The sequence below is a fragment of the Arthrobacter sp. DualSoilB13 genome (assembly GCF_055389195.1).
The window spans coordinates 1,812,126-1,831,763 of the sequence record NZ_AP035865.1 but is presented as its reverse complement, the minus strand read 5'-3'; the positions used below and the strand labels follow the sequence as shown (position 1 = coordinate 1,831,763).

Below are 19,638 nucleotides of genomic sequence, written 5' to 3'. Positions count from 1 at the left end.
TACTTCACTGACGTGGGGAACCCCGCCGTGAGATCCTCCCTGCCCAAAAACTCCTCGAAAAAGCCGCCATCATCTTCTTTGAAGGCGCGGTAACTACCAAAAGGTGCAAGCAATGAAACTCCCGGAACCACAAACAGAAAACCACGAAACAGGCCAGACGATGACATCACAGCTGGAACGGGTCGACGCTGAACCGTGGAACGGCCTGATCTACACATTTCCCCCCGACGAGCGAACGGTACCGGCGATGCTGCTGGCCCAAGCAGCCCTCTATGGCGAACGACCGTTGTGTTCGTTTGACTCGGCAGACGTTTCCTTCAATCAGGCAGTCTCATTGGCCCAACGCGGAGCTGCAGCTCTCGAACACGCCGGTGTTCAAAAGGGTGACCGCATCGCACTTTTCTGCGGAAATCGTCCGGAATTCCTCGAAGTATTCCTCGGGGCAGCCTGGCTTGGCGCCATCACAGTCCCTTTGAACACAGCGTCCAAGGGGGCACAACTTCAACACATACTGGGAAACTCCGAAGCCCGCCTCCTCATCAGCGAGACCGAGTTCCTTAACCGCCTGGCGGTCACCTCCCTCACCGGCACCAAACTTGAGCGCATCCTCACTATTCCCAGCAAAGGGGACCATCCCGCGCCAGACACGTCGCTTGTAACAGCCCAGTGGACAATTCCGCCGAAGTTCGTTTCCGGCCCGTCCGAAATACGCCCAAGTGATCCCTTGGCCATCCTCTATACCTCGGGAACCACCGGCCCGTCCAAGGGCGTTCTCTGCCCACACGCGCAATATTTCTGGTGGGCCGCGAACAGTGCCAAGGTCCTGGAGTTGGAGGAAGGGGACGTACTGCTGACAACCCTCCCGCTGTTCCATGTCAACGCGCTCAGCGCCTTCTTTCAGGCGCTGATCACAGGCACAACGCTCGTCATCAAGAATCGCTTTTCAGCATCCGGATTCCTCGAATCGCTGCTGACCAGCAAGGCAACAGTCACCTATTTGCTGGGCGCAATGGTTCCTATTTTGCTATCGACCCCTGGCACGGACTGTGACAAAAGCCATCACTTGCGCACAGTTCTCGCACCTGGAGTACCGGCAGCGGCTTCCACCGCTTTCACTAGCAGGTTTGGAGTCGAACTCATCGATGGTTTTGCATCCACTGAGAGCAACTTCGTCATAGGCTCACCACCAAGTCAGAAGCGACTGGGAACCATGGGACAGGTCCGGCCGGGTTTCCACGCGAAAGTCGTAGATGAGCTGGACAACGAGCTTCAGCCCGGTACGCCGGGCGAGTTGGTTCTCCGGGCCGAGGATCCTTTTGCCTTCGCGACCGGCTACTTCGGCACGCCGGACAAGACGGTGGAAGCGTGGCGAAACCTCTGGCTCCACACTGGAGACCGGGTTGTCTGCGACGAGGACGGATACTTCCGCTTTATTGACCGGATCAAGGACGTTATCCGCAGACGAGGTGAGAACATCTCCTCCTACGAAGTCGAACAGGCCATAGCCCTCCACCCATCAGTGAAGACGGCCGCAGTGTTCCCCGTCCAGTCGGAGCTCGCCGAAGATGACGTGATGTGTGCTGTGGTTCTTCGCGACAACGCGCACCTCTCTGAGCAGGAATTGTTGGACCATTGCCAAGACTTGATCTCGTACTTTTCTGTTCCACGCTATGTCGACTTTGTTGAGTCACTGCCTGTCACCGAGAACGGCAAGATCAAGAAATTCCAGCTGCGCGAATCCGGAGTTACCCCGACCACATGGGACAGGGAACACCACGGATACGTCGTCAAACGATGATGTCCTGGCCTGGTCCCCGATTGGTCCCCCATACAAGAAGGTTGCAGCAATGACGTCCCCGCGAATGAAGTACGACGGCGTCGCCGTCGCAGTGCCGGTCACAGTGCCGTACGAGAGATTCTCGGACAAGTCCGCGCAATGGTGGATCGCCCGCGCACTCAAGATGCTGCTGGACGGCTCGGGACTGGCAAAAGAACAGATCGATGGTTTGGCCCTATCGAGCTTCACACTTGCCCCGGACAACCCTGTCAGTGTCACCCAACACTTTGGCTTGTCCCCGCGTTGGCTTGACGGAATCGCTTTGGGCGGAGCTTCGGGCGTGGTCGCATTGCGGAGGGCAGCCCGGGCTGTCCAAACAGGCGATGCCAGCATAGTGGCCTGCATCGCCGCCGATACCAATCGTCCGGGATCCTTCCGAAGCCTGGTGACCAGCTTCAGCAAGTTCGCCCAAGACGCTTCATATCCCTACGGGGGCGCCGGACCCAATGCCAGCTTCGCCCTGCTCACGGACTACTACATGCGTACCTACAGTGCGACGGCCGAGGACTTTGGGAAACTGGCTGTCTCACAGAGGGCGAATGCCTCCTCTACACCGTGGGCTCTGCTTCAGAAACCACTGACGATGCAAAACTACCTCGATGCACGACCCATATCCGATCCTCTCCGCCTTTTCGACTGTGTAATGCCTTGTGCGGGCGCCGAGGCATTCCTGGTTATGCGGGACGACATGGCCCAGGAATTGGGCATTCCTTTCGCCCGAATCATGGGCACCATTGAACGCCACAACGCATTCTCCGAAGACGTGATTCAACACAGGGGCGGCTGGTCAGTGGACGCTGCTGAGTTGTGGTCCAGTGCGGGCGTTCGCCCGGAAGATACCGACTTCGTCCAGACCTACGATGATTACCCCGTCATCTCTATGCTCCAGTTTGAGGATCTTGGCTTCTGCGCCAAAGGCGAAGGTCCGGACTTTGTGCGGACTCATGAGTTCGGGGTGGCCGGCAACTTCCCTCACAACACCTCTGGCGGACAACTTTCCACAGGGCAGGCCGGAGCAGCTGGAGGGCACTTGGGATTGGTAGAAGGCATCCGGCAGCTCACCGATTCTGCCCCAAACCCCGTCCGCGGTGGGAACGGAATCGGGTTGGTGTCAGGATTCGGGATGATCAACTACGACCGCGGCCTCTGCTCCGCGGCCGCCATCCTCTCAGGGTGGAACTAATGTCGATATTCAGCGGTCCGCACCCGCCACTGGCACGCAGCGCGGCAGCAGCAGGCCTGATCCGCGGAGCCGCGGCCGGGCGATTCATCCTTCAACGATGCCCGGGCTGCAGCAAAGTTCAATACCCTCCCCGGGATGCCTGCCATAACTGCTTAGGCACCGAATTGAGCTGGGAAGTCGCTGATCGCCGGGGCCTTCTGTCCGCGAAAACCACAATCCACTCAAGCAACGAACCGTACTTCCAGGAACGACTGCCTTGGACCATTGGAAGTGTGGCCTCGATGGAGGGGCCCACCATCGTGGCTCATCTCTTGCCAGGCTGCGTCACAGGCGAGCCTGTGGTCATGGAACTGCGACTGGATGCAGCCGGACGTGGCGTTGTCGTCGCCCGCCCAGCAACCGAACACCCCGACTCTATCGAGCCGAGCGCCAGACCAAGCGAGAACGACTTTCTTTCAGACCCAAAAAGTAAGCGACTTCTGGTCACTGATGGTTGCTCAATGCTCGGCCACTTCGTCATCGCCACCCTCTTGGGGCGGGGCGCCACTGCCGTGACAGCCGGCTGTCCCAGAACCGACGGCATCTGCCCGGAACACGATTCGAGCGAACGACTGACCTGGTTCAATGTAGCGGCAGACAGCTCGTGGCCATCCCGGGAGTGGTATCGGGCGGCCCAACTCCCGGACCCGGAAAGCACCGGCGACAGTAGCGTTTTCGACGCTGTGTTCGATACGAGCAATTGAAATTGCCGCTCCTCTTTCATGAAGTCGTCTTTCATGCCAACTCAATCCAGCAAGCGATAGGAGAACAATGTCTGTTCTGGCCGGGCTCACTGCAGCCCTTTCGAGTGGTTCCGTGGAGATCATCGATCTCACCACGCCGCTCAGTTCCGAGACCCCCATCCTGAACCTGCCCCAGCCGTTCGCGAACACCGTGGGCTTGTCCGTTTCACCGGTAAGTAATTTCGACGACGCCGGTCCGGCCTGGGCGTGGAACGACGTCACCGTGGGCGAGCACGCCGGGACGCACCTGGACGCGCCGGTGCACTGGATCACGGGCAAGGACGGCAAGTCCGTGGACCAGATCGAACCGCACCGGCTGGTGGGCCCGGTTGTGGTCATCGACAAGACCACCGAGGCGGCGGAGGACCCGGACTTCCTGCTGGAGCCTGAGCATTTTGAGCAGTGGCAGTCTGAGCATGGGTTGTTCCCGGAGAACTGCTGGGTGATCTTCCGGACCGGCTGGGCGGCCCGCGGTGCTGACGCTGCGGCTTTCGTCAACGCGGACGACGCCGGACCCCACACTCCCGGGGTCTCCGCGGCAGGTGCCAAGTGGCTCGCCGGTAACGCTTCGATCAGCGGCTTCGGTGTGGAGACCGTGGGCATCGACGCCGGGCAGGCCGGAGCGCTGGATCCGATGTTCCCCGTCCACTCGTTCCTGCTCGGAGCGGACAAGTACGGCGTGACCTCACTGCGGAACGTGGACCGGCTCCCCGTCACCGGTGCGACGTTGGTGGTTGCTCCGTTGCCGATCGTCGGCGGGACGGGCAGCCCGAGCCGCGTGTACGCGCTGGTGGAAAAGGGTGCGGTGGAGAAGGCATGAACGGGCAAGTGCGGGTCTCCACACTGGTGGGCAGGACGCTGGCGAAGCTCGGCGTCGGGCACGTCTTTGGGGTGGTGGGCAGCGGCAACTTCGATGTCACCGGAACACTGATGGCCGAGGGCATTCAGTTCACTGCCACGCGGCATGAGGGCGGGGCGGCGACCATGGCGGACGCGTATTCGCGGATGTCCGGGAAGGTGGGAGTGGTCACCACGCACCAGGGCTGCGGGCTGAGCAATGCCATCACCGGCATCGGTGAGGCAGCGAAGAGCCGGACGCCGATGATCGTGCTGACCGCCGACACCCAGGCCGCGGCCATCCGGTCCAACTTCAAGATCGACCAGGACGCCCTGGCACGCAGCGTCGGAGCTGTCGCCGAGCGGATTCACTCCCCCGCCACCGCCGTGGCAGACACCGTCAGGGCGTTCCGGACCGCCGTGAACGAGCGCCGCACGGTGGTGCTGAGCCTGCCGCTGGACATCCAAAGTGGCACTGCGGCAGATGAGGTGAGTGCCGTCGTCGTGCCTGAACCGTTGAAGGTCCGCCCTGACGCTGCCGCCGTTGAGCAACTGGTGGCACTCGTGGCCGCCGCGGAACGGCCCGTGTTCGTTGCCGGACGCGGCGGGCGGGGTGCCCGGGACGAGATCCTGGCACTGGCGCAGCATGCCGGGGCGTTGGTGGCCACCTCGGCAGTGGCGAGCGGACTGTTCAACGGCGACTCGCACAACCTGGGCATCTCGGGTGGTTTTTCGTCGCCCACCACGGCGGAGTTCATCAGCGGCGCGGACCTGATCGTGGGCTGGGGTTGCGCACTGAACATGTGGACCATGCGCCACGGACGACTGATCTCCACTGGCACCACAGTGGTGCAGATCGACGTCGAAGATCCCGCCCTGGGTGCCAACCGGCCCATCACCCTGGGCGTGCTGGGCGATTCGGCGCTCACCGCTGGGGATGCTTTGGCCGTGCTCCGGTCTGCGCAGCCGGAACCCGTGGAGAAGTACCGCACCGAAGCCAACGCCCTGGCCATCAAACAGAGCTCACGGTGGCGGGACGTTTCCACAGCGGATCTGTCCACGGCAACCTCCATCGATCCCCGCGTCCTCACCCGCGAACTCGACACCCTGCTCCCATCCGAGCGGATCGTCGCGGTCGATTCGGGCAACTTCATGGGCTACCCCAGCCAATACCTTGCTGTGCCGGACGAGTTCGGTTTCTGCTTCACCCAGGCCTTCCAAGCGATCGGGCTGGGCCTTTACACCGCGATTGGTGCTGCCCTCGCGCAGCCACACCGCCTGCCCGTCCTGGGCGCCGGCGACGGTGGATTCCTCATGGGAATCAGCGAGTTGGAGACCGCCGCGAGGCTGAAACTACCCCTAGTGTGCATCGTCTACAACGACGCCGCCTACGGGGCCGAGGTCCACCACTTCGCTTCGGAGCACTCGGAGGCCGAGCTCTCCAGCGTCGTCTTCCCGGAAACGGACATCGCCGCGATCGCGCGCGGATTCGGCGCCGAAGGGGTGACCGTCCGGACCGTGGGCGACCTCGATGATGTGCGCCCATGGATCGCCGCCTACCAAGCCGGAACGCAGAACCGGCCCCTGGTGATCGACGCGAAAATAGCCTCCGACGGCGGCGCGTGGTGGCTCGCCGAAGCATTCCAAGGCCACTAAGTAGTAGCCAAATCTACGTCGACGCAGTGAAGCGTACTTGAGCGTGCACACTCGAGGTTCCAGTCATGCGGTGGCCCGCCCCGAAGAATATGCAGATCATTATGTATCCCGACCATGTCCGCGGCCGAAGGTTGGATCAAGTCGAAGGCCCGGGCTATGTTGCCCGGGCCTTCGTTCCCTGACGGAAGTGCTGACCAAGGACTCTTAGATCGTTTTGCCGGCGTCGGCCAGGAGGGTGCTGCCGGTCATGACGGTGGACAAGTCACTGGCGCAAAACAAGACCACTCGTGCAATGTCGTCCGGGGTTCCCAGCCGCCCCATAAGACTGCCGGTCATCACCGCGTTAGTCCGGGACTCCGACGTCAGACCAGCGTCCCCGGTGTGCATTGCGGCGGCAGCCGCCATGGTGCCCTCGGTGGGTACGAAGGTGGGCGCTACTCCCAGCACCCTGATTCCCAAGGATGCAAACTCCAGCGCCATCTGCTTGGTCATGCCGCGGACGGCGTGCTTGGATCCCACATAGGAGGCAAGGCCGGGGGCTGTTCCCTCAAAGCCTGCGGTGGAGATGATGTTAATGATCACTCCGCTGCCGTTCATGTGTCGTGCGGCTTCCCGGGAGCCGTTGAAGACCCCTCTGGTATTAACGGCGAACACCTGCTCCCACTCTTCGTCCTGCGTTTCCAGGACCGGGATGCTGGGAAAGACGCCCGCGTTATTGACCCAGATGTCGATGCCTCCCAGCTCAGCTGCCGCAAACGAGGCGGCCTTTCGCACTGATTCCGAGGCTGTCACGTCCATATCGATCCCCAGCGATCGGGCTGGGAAGCGTGCAGCGATTTCTGCGGCAGCTTCCCGGGCGCGTTCGCCGTCGATGTCTGCCAGAAGAACGTCCGCCCCGGCTTCGGCCAACCGGGACGCGATGGCTTTGCCCAGGCCTTGGGCGGCACCGGTGATGACAGCCGTGCGGCCGGTCAGGGAAAGCAGGTCCCGGACTGGGGTAAGGGAAGCGTCGGCGAATGCGGTGGTCACGCGGGAACCTCGACGTCGAGTTGGTTGCTTCGGGCGACACTTCCTAGCCAGGCGAGGCTCGGTTTGGGTATGCGTGTGAACGTGTCTCTGTCCACGGCAATCAGACCAAAGGTTGGTTCCCAGTGTCCCCATTCGAAGTTGTCCAGCAGGGACCAGTGGAGGTAGCCGCGAACGTCAATGCCGTCAGCCATGGCATGCTGCAAACCTTGCAGGGCCTCTGAGGTGTAGCGGATGCGCTGGTTGTCGTCGGCGGTCGCGATGCCGTTTTCGGTGACCATCACCGGGACTCCGCCGGTTACTGACCAGGCGTGCCGCACCGCCATGGCGAGGGCGTCGGGGCGGTAGGCGGTGCCCACCAGCGTATTGTCCGGGTTGGCAGGGTGAGGTACCAAGCCGTTGGCGTCCACTTCCTGACTTGAGTAGGCCTGCACTCCAACAAAGTCATCGCCGCGGCTGCCTTCCCAGTAGACGTCTTCCTTGCCGTAGCGGATTTCGAGGAGTTTCTCCTCCCCGCCGGGAGCCGCGGTGAGAGCCCCTGCGGCGATGGTCCACCCGACTTTCGCGGTGGTGCGGGCTCGGACAATGTCGCGGGCAGCGTGGTGGATGGCGGTGAATGCCCGCCCGATCTCCGGATCAGCGTAGGTGAGGAAGTCGCTGTGTGTTTGTTTGGTCTCTTCGGTTCCCTCGACGGTGGGGCTCTGCCACTCGCCACCATCGTGTTGTTGCATGCGGCGCATGGCCGTCATGATCGCCGCCTGCATATTGGGTTCATTCATGGTCACCACCCAGTCCACGCCTTCCAGGATGGTGGTTGCCGCCGTGACGTACCGCTGGAACTTTTCCGAAGCGTCCGGAGCCAACCAGCCGCCGTCGTTCGCGAACCACTGCGGAGTGGTGAAGTGCTGCAAAGTGACCACCGGGGTGACGTTCCGGGCGAAGCAGTGCTCGATCATGCGGCGGTAATGGGCCAGTTCGGCCTTGGAGAAGGCTCCCGGGGCGGGTTCAATACGTGACCATTCGAGGCTGAAACGGTAGGACGTAAGGCCGGCATCGGCCAGGAGATCGATGTCTTCACGGTAGCGGTGGTAGCTGTCGCAGGCGTCTCCGGAGAGTTCCATGCCTGGCATGGTCAGTTCACGAGCCCACCAGTCGCTGTTGACGTTGTTGCCTTCGATCTGGTGGCCGGCGGTTGCCGCGCCCCAGAGAAAGTCGGCGGGGAAAGTGGTCATGGGTGTTCTCTTCTTTCGTTAAGTCAGTGTGTTTCTGAGCGGTTTGGAGAGGTGTCCCGTCAGGTCGCGGGAACGGCCTCGGGTTCGTGCATGGATACGGGTGCGCTGGCCCGGAAGCGACCTGGTCCTGCGTGGTGCTCGGAGCCGTCCGGGAAGACGATGCGCGCTTCTGTTTCGGCAGGGATATCGGCATCGATCCGCAGGGTTTCGCCGTCGAACTGCCAGTGGACACGGATGGTGCCGTACGGGGACTCATGGGTTCCCTTGGCCCAAGTGATACCCGGGGCCAACGTTGGAGCGATCACTATGGAGCGCCAAGCAATGGATCCTGTCGCCTGCCTCAGTCCCAGAGTGTGCTCATGCAGGAACCGGAGGACAGTGGCTTTGCTGTAGTGGTTGAGGGAATCCTGCGCATGACCGTGTTCGTCGATCCCTTCCCAGGACTCCCAAATGGTTGTTGCGCCTTTGTCCACCATGGACAGCCAGGACGGTGCCGTGCGCTGGAAAAGGAGCTCATGGGCAACGTCCAATCGTCCGGCTTCAACGAGCACAGGAAGCAGATCGCCAGTGGACAGGAAGCCCGTACCAAGGTGGGTTCCAGCCTCGCGGATCAACTCAACCAGGCGGTCCGCCGCACGGCTGCGCGACTCCATGGGAAGCAGTCCGAAGGACAACGCCCTGACGTAGCTTGCCTGAGTGTCGGCCGCTGTAGTGCCATCGTCCCGGAGGTACGCAAGACGCCAGGCGTCACGGACTGACTCGGCAATGTCGCCGTATTTCGCTGCATCCTCCGGCTGCCCCAGAACCTCAGCGATGCGCCCAAGAGTCGCGGCCGAGCGGTACAGATACGCTGTCCCGACCTCTCCCTTGTCCTCCATGAACCAGGCCATGGGGTTGTCCTGGACGGGGTCGATCAGGCGCCCGTCGACGTCGCGCTTTTTGGGCTCCGTCCATTCGCCCCAATGGAAAGTGCCATCCCACAGGTACTGCTCGTAAGGCTCGGGCGTGGCTGATGCTTTCACGCGCTCGTGGTGCCGGGTCGTCCGTGCCATCTCCAGTGCCCATTGGACCCACCGGACCATGGCGTCCCAGTTCTCAGCAAGAACTGCTTCATCTCCATAAGCCTCGTAGAGCTCCCACGGCACCGCGACTATTGCGTCTCCCCAACCAGCCGAACCGGTCATCATGGCGAACTGATCATCCACGTGATTCTTGATCATGCGACCATCAGGAGAAAAGTTGGCGATGCGCCCGTCCTCGAGTTGATCGTCACGGACGGACCGCAACCATTTGCGGCTGAACCCCAGCACATCCCGCAGCCGCGTGGCAGTGGAAATGAAGACCTGGTAGTCACCCGTCCATGCCAGGCGTTCACGCGTGGGGCAATCCGTGGGGACGTCCACTGCGTTGCCGAGGAAGCTCCACTCCCCGATTCGGTGCAGGACATTCAGGTCTTCATCGCTGCAGGAGAAATCACCGGTTTGTGGCAGGTCAGTGTGAACCACCTGCATGGTGACGCCGGCGGGATCCAACGGGGCCAGGTCTATGCCTGCCGCCTCGCGGGAGATGCGGGCGTACTGGAATCCGTGGACCGTGTGCCGTGGTTCAAAAACAGCACGCTCCTCCCCTGCCGTGACTTCGTCCCGTTGTGAGAAGATCCGGGCGGGTTCACCTGGCCGATGTGAATCAAGATGCGAGGTTGACAGGTCCCCGTCAGGGCCAAGGTGCTCGCCATAGTCAATGACGGTACGCGTGCCGGCAGGTCCAAGATCGTGGAGCCGGATCCAACCGGAGGCATTCTGGCCAAAGTCTGCGATCCAGACACCGGGCCGCAGTTCATGAAGACTCTCAGCTGGGCGCGAAGCGATCACTTTGACCGGCGGCGCGGGTGACCATTCGATTCCCGGTGCGGTCACTTCGTCCACCAAAACCACGGACGGAGCCGCGGACGGAACCGTGAAGTCGACCGTTTGACCTTCCATGAGATCCGCACGGGTCGTGGGCGATGGTGCGCTTGTCCACGTGCCGTCCGTTCCGATAACGCGGTGGGAACCATCAGCGAATTCAAGGTGTAGTTCTGCCCGGGCTCCTAGCTGGGTTCCCCATTGGGCAGGGTGCCGGAAGGCTCCCACCTGTCCCCGGTACCAGCCGTCCGACAGTTCGATTTCCATGCGGTTCCCGCCCGACCGAACCAGCGACGTCACGTCGGACGCCTGGGCGTAGAGAGTACGGTCGTACGACGTCGACCCGGGTGACAGTTCCGCTGTACCGGCACGTTGACCATTGATCGCGGCAGTGTAAACGCCCAGTGCTGTGGCGTAAAGTCGGGCCGAGGTCACGGCCTGGGAGCCGGTCAGGTCTCCCAGATCAAACTCCGTAGCAAGCACGTGAGCTGGACGCTGGCCGTACGGCCTGTCTTCCCCCTCAACTGGTGAAATCCACGAAGCCGTCCAATCGGCGTCGAAAAGACCCGCCTCAAAAGGGGACCATGCCGACCAACTGGCCGCTGGTTCCGCGGCGCGCACGCGCCAGGCTATCCGCTGCCTGCTGCGCAGTTCAGCCCAAGGCCAGGGAACAAAGAGGTGAGTGGTAGTGGACGCAAGTGGCTGCGCCACGCCGTCGACCGTCGCCTCCAGCTCGAAGGCCTTTGCCGGGATCCCTGCGTTGACTTTCCAAGACAACCGAGGGGCCGGCCCCGTGACAGGGAACTGATCCCCGCCGCTGTCCACGGTATGCCCGAATGGCATGTGGTCCATGGTGGTTGGTTCTACTTTCGTCGGCATTGATTCGAACGGTGTTTCCATTAGCGAACGGACTTAACCTTGAGAGCGATGACGGAGCCGCCAAGGAGCGCAAGGACAGCGCCGGCCAGATAGAGGAAGGTGTAGTTCTTGTCCGTTCCCGTAATGCCGATGGTGATGATCACCGATGCGATCAGGGGTGCCACTGCACTGGGGATCTTTTGCGCGAAGGCCACCACCGCCATGTAGCGCGCCGTTTCCGTGCGGTTGGGCAGGATGGCGAAGATGATGGCTTGGTCAACGGTCGCGAATACGGCGATGGCAGTCTGCATGAGGACTGCACCGATGATCAGCTGCGGAAGCGACCAGGCGAAAGCCTCAGCCAAGGCCCCTGCCACGAAGATCAAAGCAGCGATGATGACGAACAGCCTGCGCCGCCTGAGCTTGTCCGAGAGGAAGCCACCCAGCAGGGCACCTGCTGCTGCCGCGACGACACCCAACATGCCGATCGTGGCCACAACTCCCGCCACCTCTCGGACGGGAAGTCCAAGGCGCTGCGCGTAAAAGAACGTGCCGAAGGTGGTGTTGAAGTACAGGCCCATGAAGAAGACGAAGCGGCCCAACCAGTTCCACGCGAAATCGGGGTACTTCCGGACGCTGAAACCGTAGCTGGCAACCACCGAGCGGAACGTTACCTGCGAATCAATGACGACGTCTTTGGAGCTGCCCTCCGGCTTGATGAGCGGGAACAGCGCCAAAAGTATTGCACCGATGACGCCCGGGACCACGAAGACCAGGAGAGTGTTTGAGGAGACAGCGTAGGCAACACCAATGCCCAAAACAGGCGCGATTTGGGTCATGAGGCCTGTTAGCGCTGAGACCCGTCCGCGCTGCGCTTCCGGCAGTTTGTCCGCCATCAGGTTCTGAATGGCAGCGCCGGAGATCGACCAACCGGACATACCAAGGATCCATCCGGCTCCTACCAGGAGCAGGTTGGGCGCCAGACCCATGACTACCAGGCCGGCCAGACCGATGGCCGTACCCAGGAAGATGAACGGGCTGCGGCGACCAAAGCGGGACCTCGTCCGGTCGCTCCAGATCCCCACGATCGGGCTGATGATCAGGTAGACCAGCTGGGCTATGCCCGTGATGAAGCCCAGTACCTGTTCCTGGCCGGGGGCGAGCTCCGTGATCCTCACAGCGATGCCGTACGAAAGCGGCACCATCATGGCAATGGACGCTCCGAAGCTGGCGAGCATCAGCCAAAAGATGTAACTCCTGCTGACGGGACTCTGAGGTTCCTCCATCAGTTGAGTGCTCGGATCCGCGGTTGGCGGCTGGTTGCCAGGGACCGGCTGTGCGGCAGCGACGCCCCCGGCGAGGCTGGGGGCCTCGTGATTGTTCGTAGTCACCAATGACTCCTTCAAGAAAGTGGTCGCCCGCTGCCGGCATCCGCAGCGTGGCCCTGCGACGACATCGTCGAACCAAGTAAAGAGTAACCATCGTGGTTACTATTCGTGAATAGTAGTCATGGTGGTTACAATTGACAAGACCCCCGGAGAAATTGCCCGTAGCTTAGGAAAGAAGGTTTGGCCAGTGACCACAACTACCGAGCAGGCAACCTCACCAAGTCCAGCCTCCCGCCGTCGCGGCCCGTACGCCACCACTCCGGCAAGGCGGGCTGAAATAGTCCGGGCAGCCTCTGCCAGCTTCGCTGAGCACGGCTACGAACGCGCCAGCCTCCGCGACATCGCGGCACGCGCCAACGTCACCCACGCCGCCCTTCTCCGCCACTTCGCCACCAAGGACGACCTCCTCCTTGCCGCCCTGGCCCAGCGCGACCTCGACGACGCCGAACTCGCCAACCGCATCATGGAATCAAAAGTCCCCCGCGAGAAGGTCCTGAGCAGCATCCTCCAAGAAGAGTTCGCCCACCCCGAGCACCTCCGGAACTGGCTCGCCATCACCATCGCCGCCACCAACCCCAACCACCCGGCTCACGACTTCTTCATTTCCCGGCGCGCAAAGATGCGCGAACACTTCACCAGCAAGAAACTGTCCACCACCGAAGACAGCCAAGAACTGACCGCCGACGACAAAGTCACCATGGTGATGGCCATGGTGGACGGACTCCGCATCCAATTCCTGCTCGACCCCGAACGGGAGACCCTGCACCTCATGGAAACGCTCATGCGGTTCATCGCATCTCCAGACGGGGATTAAAGCTGGAGGATGAGCGTGCGACCCGCGAAGATCGGCAGAGCGCGGGCGCCAGCGACGACACCTTCCCCTAACCGTATATCTGTGGCGATTATCTGTGGCGATGAGAGACCTTCGCCGACTGCAGCCGGAGGACAATCCATGGTGCCAGGCGGCACAGGACGCGGGAAGCGCAGTCCTGATCACGCTGATCTTATTTTCGTGGTTGTGGCTGGTTCTTTGGGTTTAGGGCCGGTTAAGGGTTAAGTACGTCCCAGCCGGCGGATGTCCTCGAGGAAGTCGGTGACTGTTTTCTCACTAGCGGTTGCCCGGGTCTGGGCAATGGCTTCGAGGTAAATCCGGGTTTGTAGTGCGGTGTCTGCGTCTTCTCCGGAGGTGCCGTACACCTCTTCTTCCAGGGCGCGCTGGGAGGCTTTGCGGGCTGCGAACTCGATGTCGGCTGGGGAGAACCGCTCGGTGCTTTTGGCGAGGACTTCGATGTCGACGTGCTCGCTGGCGCGGTCGGGGATGTACCGTTCCCAGATGGCCCTGCGGGCATCGAAGTCAGGCAGGCCGATGGGAATGACATAGTCAAACCGGCCGTGACGAAGGAAGGCTTGGTCCAGGGAGCGGATGAAGTTTGTTGCACAGATCAGCAGCCGGCCTTCTTTGGCACGGAAGGCCGGAATCGTTTTGAGGAGTTCGTTGGTGACCCCTTGTAGGGGCGATGGTTGACCTTCACTTCGTTGGGCGGCAATTTCCTCGACTTCATCGATGAACACCACAGCGTGTTCCAGGTGCGAGATGTCTTGGAAGGTCTGACGGAGAGCGGCAGCGAGTCCGTTGGGGTCCGAGGCCAGGCGCGAGGGGAAGACTTCAACAAAAGGCCATCCGAGCCGTGAGGCTACGGCTTTTGCGAACGTCGTCTTTCCGGTGCCGGGTGGGCCGAACAGCACAACGGAGCGGGGCGGCACGACACCGAGGGAGCGGGCGAGTTCTTCCTTGGCCAGAGGCAGGATGAGCCTACGTTCGATCAGTTCCTTCTCGTGTTGCATCCCTCCCATGTCTTCCCACAGCCCTCGCGGGGATGGTGTTCCGCCGAGGCGTTCCAGGGTTTGGATTTCCTTGGGCTGGACGGGGACGCCGCGTTCGAAGTAGACGAGTTCTTCCTGGGGTCCGAATCCGCTGTTATGGAAGGCCTGGACCCGGGTTTCCTTTGCGGGCAGGAGCGCGGAGATCTTGACGACTTGGGTCTCGGCGAGGCTTTCCTCCAGCGCCGAGATCAGCGAGCTGCCCAGACCTTGATTGCGCCACTCGGGGGCTTGGCCGAGCATGAGGATCCATGCCCGGTCTGCCTGAATGCGGAACACTACGGCTCCGACGAGGTCAGCGCCGATGAATGCCCCAACGCTGTTGCCGTCTGCGGCTGCGGCGAGGATGTCCGAGATGCTGTAGACCGAGTGAAGGTGCCCGTCCCGGGAGGAGTGCCAGAGCGTGATTAATTGGTCAAGGTCTTCGCGTTGCAATTCTCGGATGCGCCAGGAGTGCATGTGGTGTGTCCTTCGGAGATGGTCTGGTGGTTAGCGGGGCGCAAAGGCTGCCGCACGCATGCTTCTGAGGGTACGCAGCACGATGGTGAGGATTTCAAAGTCACGGTTCGTCGAGGGTTCCCGACTTGTAAGTTCAGCGATGGCATCCGTGATGAGCCCGAGCCGACTTTCGACGACGGGGTTCGGTACCTGCGCGGAGCGTCCGTATTGTGGGGCGGCTAGGGCGGTGGAGGCGCTGGAGAGTACGTCGTAGAAGTCTTCGCGCAGTGCCGCCCGGGCTATGGTTTCCCATGGATCGTTTCGGGGCAGGGAATCGATACGCCCCAGCAGACGGCTGCCTTCGATTTGTTCGAATAGGTCGAAGTAAGTGGTGGCCAGCTGCGCGGCTGGGGTGCCTGTGTTGGCCGCGGCTTCGACGACGTCCAGCAGGGGGTACTGATACAGCAGGGCGGCGGACTTCTCTGCGAAGTTGCGTGGGACTCCAATGTTTGTCAGCTCCGCCGCTTTGTCATTGATTCCTTGGAGCTGGCCCGGACGCAGCAGCGTCTGCAACTGTGCGGACAGTTTTTCGACGGGCCGTTTGTACTTGGCTACTTCTGCTGTGACATCCAGGGTTCCTGTCTGGTGCTTGAGGAACCACCGGCTGGACCTGTCCAGCAAGCGGCGCATGATCCGGTCCATTCTTTCCTGCGTGGAGGCAGGGACTTTGCCGTCCAGGCTGCGCATATAGCGGAAGAATTCGGGCTGGTCCCAGATCCTGGCCGAAATGAAGTAGGCCTTGATAGCATCGATTTCGGTGGCGCGGGTCTCTTCGCAGAGGCGAAACACGAAAGTGACGCCTGAGTGGTTCAGGATACGGTTGGCCAGGGACGTGGCGATGATTTCCCGTTTCAGGGGATGTGCTTGAACGTGGTGCCGCGCCATCTCCAGGAGCTGGTCAGGGAAGTAGTCGTCCAGTTCCTGCTGAGCCCAGGCTTCGTCGGGGATGTCACTGGCAAGGATTTCCTGGCTCAGGGAGGACTTCATGTGGGCAAGAAGAATGCAGATTTCCGGGCGGGCAAGACTCTGCCCTTCATCAAGACGGCGCAGGATTTCCTCGTCGCTGGGCATCGAGTCCAGGCCGCGGTGGAGCCGGCCTTTGTCCTCCATGAATTTCATCGCCCGCAGGTAGACCCGGGTCATTGACGAGGTGTGGGCGGCAGTCGTTCCGAGTGCGAAGTTCTGTTCGTAATTGTTGGCCAGCACGGCTTGTGCGACGTCGTTGGTCATGGCCCGCAGGATCTCTGCCCTGTCGGCCGCAGGGATGTCTCCTGCAGCTACAGCGGCGTCAAGGAGGATCTTGATATTGACCTCGTGGTCGGAACAGTCGACACCGGCGGAATTATCGACGGCGTCGGTGTTGATCCGGACACCGGACAGGGATGCCTGGACACGGCCTCGGGCCGTGACGCCGAGGTTTCCGCCTTCACCGATGATCTGGGCTCTGATTTGGTCCGCGTCGATCCGTACGGCGTCGTTTGCCTTGTCCATGACATCGGCATGGGATTCGAGGCTGTGCTTGATGTACGTGCCAACGCCCCCGTTGAACAGCAGGGTTGCCGGGGCTTTGAGGATGACCCGGATGAGATCTTCAGGCGTGAGCGTTACGGGGCCTTCGTAGCGCAGGGCATGAGCGGCCTCGGCCGAGATTCGGATGAGCTTGGCTTGTCGGGAGAAAACCCCTCCACCGCCGGATAGCTTGCCCCGGTCGTAGTCGTCCCAGGAGGAGCGTTCCAGTCCGAACAGACGGGAACGTTCCTCGTACGACACGGCCGGGTCCGGGGTGGGGTCGAGGAAGATGTGGCGGTGATCGAAGGCGGCTTTGAGCGCGATTTTGTCGGTGTAAAGCATGCCGTTGCCGAACACGTCACCGCTCATGTCACCGATCCCGACGGTGTCGATGGTCCCGGAGTTCCAAGGGAAATCCGCCTCCATGAGGTGCCGCTTGACCGATTCCCAAGTGCCATGGGCTGTGATGCCCATGGCCTTGTGGTCGTATCCCACAGTGCCGCCGGAGGCGAAGGCATCGCGGAGCCAGAAGCCACGGGTTGCCGCTACCTCGTTGGCAAGATCCGAGAATCGGGCCGTTCCCTTGTCGGCGGCGACCACCAGGTAGGGGTCATCGGCGTCGTGGCGAACGACGTTGGCCGGGGCTTCGATGATTGTCCCGTTCACGCCCGCAATAACGTTGTCGGTCAGGTCAAGGAGTCCGTTGATGAAGGTCCTGTAAGCCTCACGGCCTGCCGTGCCGGGATCCCCCGTTCCGGTGTTTTTGACGTAGAAGCAGCCTTTGGCTCCGGTGGGGACGATGACGGCGTTTTTGACGACTTGAGCTTTGACGAGGTCGAGAGCTTCCGTGCGGAAATCTTCGCGGCGATCACTCCAGCGAAGACCGCCCCGGGCGATGGATCCGAACCGGAGGTGGATACCTTCAACGGTGGGCGCGTAAACCCAGATTTCGTGTTCCGGTCGTGGTTCGGGGAGCAGCCCAAGTTCGGCTGCAGCGATCTTCAAGGAGATGTAGGCATGCAGTTCCCCGTCGGGGCCCGTTTGGAAGAAATTGGTCCTGACGGTGGCTTTCATTGCGTCCAGGTACGCGCGGATGATCTTGTCATCGTCCCTGGCGGAGATGTCATCCAAGGTTTCGAGAAGATCCTCGAGGATTCCGTGGCCGCGATCATCGGTCGACCCGGTGTCGGGAGCGAACCGGGCGTGAAAGTAGCCGATCAGCTGGGCTGCGATGTGCCCGTGTCCGGACAGTACATGGGCGACTCTTTCCAGCGAGAAGCCCAGCCCGCTTTGGCGCAGGTAGCGGAAGTAGGCTCGTAGCAATAGCGCGTCACGGTGTGAGAGCCCAGCGGTGGTGATGAGCCCGTGGAAGGCATCTGTTTCAGTCGCCCCTGTCCAGACTGCCCGGATCGATTCTTCGATTCGGTCACGGGTTGAATCGTCAACTGGTATTTGGCTGGTTCCGTCAATGCCAAGGTCGTAGATCCACGCGACAGGATGCTCGTCGGGGGCGATACGGTAAGGGCGTTCGTCCCGGATCGTGATGCCCATGTCCCGGAACGGAGGGACCAGATCTCCAAGGGAAAGCTCAGCGGGGCTAATGATTTTCAGGCGCTGCTGCCCGGCCGTTTCCGACAAGTAGAACCGCAGAGTGTGTCCCCATGCCGCCCCTGTGCCGGCCTCGATGTCCAGGAAATCCTGGAGGGCGTCCTTGGCCGTGAACGACTCACGATAGGACAGCGGCAGAGCGCTGATCCAGCGGCGGATCAGGGCGTCAGCTTGACCAGTTCCGAGTGAGCGTCGTGCTTCGTTCGCAAACGTCGTGTCCCACTCTGTGATCCAGTCGGCGAAGTTTGGGGCGGTGCCGTGCGGACCAGCGGAGAGGCGGGACGTGGTGTCGCGGGTTCCGTGGCTGTGCTTCCGGGACTGGTCTTCGGTCAGGTGCGGCATGGGGAGCTTCTTCGATCCTTGAGTGGGCCTGCGCGGTTGGGTTTCTAATTCAGGGACAAGCCCGGGCGGATGATGGCGGAGAGAAGTTCCACGACGGCAAGGTGCGTGGAAACGTCGATGTTGTCGACCTTGGGGTCGACGATGCCGACGACGGAGTTGATGAGTCCAACATCCACGCCCCGGCGCAGCAGGGCTGCTTCCAGTTCGGGGGTGTGGAGAATTTTCGGATCGGCCAAACGGGCTGCGAGGGCGGCGGTGATCGCGTAGCAGCCCCAGTTGGAGCAGGCGGCCGTTACGAGGGCTTGGACCTGGGTGGTGGCTCCCAGTCCTCTGCCGCAAGCGGTGGATCCGTCGGCGCCGTGCGGGATGTGGGCTGCGACGGCTTCGGCGACGTTGCCCATGCCGATTTCGTTGCCCCCGTCGCCTACTGCGACGGTGGGGATGCCGCGTTCGAAGGCGAGGTCGAAGACGTGGTCCACGCGGGCGCGGTCCTGGCCGAAGTTGATTCCTCGCATGTTGTAGTAGAAACCGTTCTTGTTCCGTCCGACGCGTTCGGTGGAGAACAGCAAGGAGGGCTTATATTGTTCGAGAACCTGCTGCGCGGCTGACGGTGCTTCGTCGTCGCTGGTGGTGAACGGTACGAGCGCGACGGCCAGCAGCGTTCCTCCGGTGTTGGCCTCGATGGCCTTTTCCGGTGGCAGGACAGTAAGCCCGGCGGTTTCGAAAATCGGGCCCAGTGATGGGATGAGGGTTTCTTCGGCCAACACGATGGGGGTGGCGCGCTTGCCCAGGGCCAGGGCGCGGGCGATGACGGCCGCGCCGGCGGGTCCGTCGTTTTCGCCGATGGTCGGTGAGATCCATGCCCGGGAAACTGAACCGGTGGTCATCAGGACGGTGGATTTCTCGGGGACAGCGGCGAGCAGTTCCGCGGCGCGGCCGACCAGGGACCAGCCTTCCTGCCGTTTCAGGGCTGCCTCGTAGAGGTGCTCGACTCCACGGCCGCCGAAGTCGATGTTGACGATGCGGTCGAGTCGGTTGTCTTTGGCGGCAAGGGAGCGGCTCAGTGCGCTGGGTTCGTAGGTGGTCAGTTCGGTCAT

At 61.9% G+C, this 19,638-nt stretch carries 13 protein-coding genes and 1 pseudogene; 7 read left to right on the top strand and 7 right to left on the bottom strand.

Features of this window, described 5'->3' with window-relative positions:
- Positions 1-112: 112 nt before the first annotated feature.
- The 6 genes and pseudogenes from ACZ5J0_RS08475 (at position 113) to ACZ5J0_RS08450 (ending at position 6,295) form a co-directional block, all read left to right on the top strand.
- Complete coding sequence (locus ACZ5J0_RS08475; protein ID WP_464094568.1) at positions 113-1,798, top strand: ATP-dependent acyl-CoA ligase; 1,686 nt, start codon at positions 113-115, stop codon at positions 1,796-1,798.
- A gap of 49 nt (positions 1,799-1,847) precedes the next feature.
- Positions 1,848-3,020, top strand: coding sequence for a thiolase family protein (locus tag ACZ5J0_RS08470; RefSeq protein WP_464094567.1), 1,173 nt, complete (start codon positions 1,848-1,850; stop codon positions 3,018-3,020).
- Positions 3,020-3,139: pseudogene (locus ACZ5J0_RS08465) on the top strand (hypothetical protein); the annotation flags it as partial. The gene ACZ5J0_RS08470 and the pseudogene ACZ5J0_RS08465, both read left to right, overlap by 1 nt.
- A gap of 381 nt (positions 3,140-3,520) precedes the next feature.
- Entirely contained in the window at positions 3,521-3,763 is a 243-nt protein-coding gene (locus tag ACZ5J0_RS08460; protein ID WP_464097223.1) for a hypothetical protein, read from the top strand.
- Positions 3,764-3,830: 67 nt separating this feature from the next.
- Positions 3,831-4,622, top strand: coding sequence for a cyclase family protein (locus ACZ5J0_RS08455; protein ID WP_464094565.1), 792 nt, complete (start codon positions 3,831-3,833; stop codon positions 4,620-4,622).
- Positions 4,619-6,295: a thiamine pyrophosphate-binding protein gene (locus ACZ5J0_RS08450; protein ID WP_464094564.1), complete on the top strand. Its 1,677-nt coding sequence runs from the start codon at positions 4,619-4,621 to the stop codon at positions 6,293-6,295. The genes ACZ5J0_RS08455 and ACZ5J0_RS08450 overlap by 4 nt, the downstream gene beginning before the upstream one ends.
- 204 nt (positions 6,296-6,499) lie before the next feature.
- On the opposite strand, the gene ACZ5J0_RS08445 is transcribed toward ACZ5J0_RS08450, so the two are convergent.
- The 4 genes from ACZ5J0_RS08445 to ACZ5J0_RS08430 are packed head-to-tail and all read right to left on the bottom strand — an operon-like array spanning position 6,500 to position 12,706.
- Positions 6,500-7,324, bottom strand: a complete 825-nt coding sequence (locus tag ACZ5J0_RS08445) for an SDR family NAD(P)-dependent oxidoreductase (protein ID WP_464094563.1) — start codon at positions 7,322-7,324, stop codon at positions 6,500-6,502.
- Positions 7,321-8,553: a glycoside hydrolase family 1 protein gene (locus tag ACZ5J0_RS08440; protein WP_464094562.1), complete on the bottom strand. Its 1,233-nt coding sequence runs from the start codon at positions 8,551-8,553 to the stop codon at positions 7,321-7,323. Before ACZ5J0_RS08440 ends, ACZ5J0_RS08445 begins: the two co-directional genes overlap by 4 nt.
- 59 nt (positions 8,554-8,612) lie before the next feature.
- Positions 8,613-11,336, bottom strand: a complete 2,724-nt coding sequence (locus ACZ5J0_RS08435; RefSeq protein ID WP_464094561.1) for a family 78 glycoside hydrolase catalytic domain — start codon at positions 11,334-11,336, stop codon at positions 8,613-8,615.
- A gap of 20 nt (positions 11,337-11,356) precedes the next feature.
- Positions 11,357-12,706: an MFS transporter gene (locus tag ACZ5J0_RS08430; RefSeq protein WP_242703581.1), complete on the bottom strand. Its 1,350-nt coding sequence runs from the start codon at positions 12,704-12,706 to the stop codon at positions 11,357-11,359.
- A gap of 184 nt (positions 12,707-12,890) precedes the next feature.
- Between ACZ5J0_RS08430 and ACZ5J0_RS08425 the strand changes: the two genes are divergently transcribed.
- A complete protein-coding gene (locus ACZ5J0_RS08425) occupies positions 12,891-13,517 on the top strand; it encodes a TetR/AcrR family transcriptional regulator (protein WP_464094560.1) in 627 nt (208 codons plus the stop codon).
- A gap of 239 nt (positions 13,518-13,756) precedes the next feature.
- On the opposite strand, the gene ACZ5J0_RS08420 is transcribed toward ACZ5J0_RS08425, so the two are convergent.
- The 3 genes from ACZ5J0_RS08420 to ACZ5J0_RS08410 are packed head-to-tail and all read right to left on the bottom strand — an operon-like array spanning position 13,757 to position 19,638.
- On the bottom strand, positions 13,757-15,043 hold the full coding sequence (locus ACZ5J0_RS08420) for an ATP-binding protein (protein WP_464094559.1): 1,287 nt from the start codon (positions 15,041-15,043) through the stop codon (positions 13,757-13,759).
- Between the two features lie 30 nt (positions 15,044-15,073).
- The gene (locus ACZ5J0_RS08415; protein ID WP_464094558.1) at positions 15,074-18,541 is read right to left on the bottom strand and encodes an NAD-glutamate dehydrogenase domain-containing protein; all 3,468 of its coding nucleotides are present in this window, start codon (positions 18,539-18,541) and stop codon (positions 15,074-15,076) included.
- Between the two features lie 44 nt (positions 18,542-18,585).
- Positions 18,586-19,638: a DUF4392 domain-containing protein gene (locus ACZ5J0_RS08410; protein WP_464094557.1), complete on the bottom strand. Its 1,053-nt coding sequence runs from the start codon at positions 19,636-19,638 to the stop codon at positions 18,586-18,588.